We start from the raw sequence: 1,234 nt of genomic DNA on the forward strand, positions 1-1,234 counted from the left end.
GAACACGGCGTCAGCCCCGTGCAAAAATGGCAGATGCAGACCCAAGAGGGGGAAAACGTGCACGTGTACGGTGTCGAAGGAAACTTTGACGACGCGCAGACATTCGTCAAAGCGGCGTTTGAAGATCCGGAGCTGCGCGCCTACGCCAAGGATCACGGCGTGGCGTTTTCCAGCGCCAATTCGATCAATATCGGACGTCTATTGCCGCAGATCGTGTACTATATCCGCACCTACGCGGAACTCGTCAAAGCGGGCGAGATCAAAAAGGGCGAAGCATTTGACGTCTGCGTGCCGACCGGCAACTTCGGCAATATTTTGGCAGGTTATCTCGCGAAACGATTGGGCGTGCCGATCGCGAAACTGATTTGCGCCTCGAATGAAAATCACGTGCTGACCGACTTTTTCCGTACGGGCACATACGATCGTCGCCGCGAATTTCACGCGACGCATTCGCCTTCGATGGACATTTTGATTTCGTCGAACTTGGAACGTTTTATTTACTACTTGCTGGACGGCGATGCGCGGGCGACGGAGAAATACCTCGAAGAACTCCGCGCAAACGGCAGCTTTACATTGCCGCCGGATGTCATGGCGCGAGCCGATGATTTCCTGTGCGGCTGGGTGGATGATGAAGAGACGGTTCGCCTCATGGGCCGCATGCACAAAGAGCACGGCTATGTGATGGACCCGCACACGGCGGTGGCGGTCGGCGTAAGCGGTCAGTTGCAAAAGGAACGGGACGGACGCCTGCTGGTCATTATCTCCACGGCGCATCCGTATAAATTCCCCGACACCGTCGCGCAGGCGCTGAAACTCGACACCAAAGACGCGAGCGATGATTTCGATCGCATGTGGCAAATCGCCAATGTTTCCAGTTTGCCGCTGCCGATTCAGTTTTTCCATTTGCGCGAAAAACAACCGCGCTTTCATGAGAGCGTAGAGAAAGAAAACTTGCAGAACGTTGTGCGCGAGACGATCGCCGCGATGACGGAGCATAATGAAAATTAACAGGCAACATACGCAGTGGAGCGAAGCGGAAGAGCGCCGTCTCAAATGGGGACTGGTCGTATTTCTGCTCGTGATCCTGGGTGGGATCCATCTTTTGGATCCGACATTTTACGGTACGATTTGGCACCTTTCCATGGTCGGCGATTTTCACGGCACGGTGGAATACCTGCGCGGCTTCGGCGTATGGGCGATGGCAGTCAGCTTTTTCATCGACGTCATCATCAAT

At 54.7% G+C, this 1,234-nt stretch carries 1 protein-coding gene and 1 pseudogene; both read left to right on the forward strand.

The genetic code is table 11. The annotated features are described in order from the left end of the window. On the forward strand, positions 1–1,008 hold a 1,008-nt coding region (locus KH813_RS06735; protein WP_303994571.1), incomplete at its 5' end, for a pyridoxal-phosphate dependent enzyme. After that, positions 998–1,234: pseudogene (locus KH813_RS06740) on the forward strand (TVP38/TMEM64 family protein); the annotation flags it as partial. The gene KH813_RS06735 and the pseudogene KH813_RS06740, both read left to right, overlap by 11 nt.

The organism is Negativicoccus succinicivorans, assembly GCF_018373335.1.
GTDB lineage: Bacteria > Bacillota > Negativicutes > Veillonellales > Negativicoccaceae > Negativicoccus > Negativicoccus succinicivorans_A.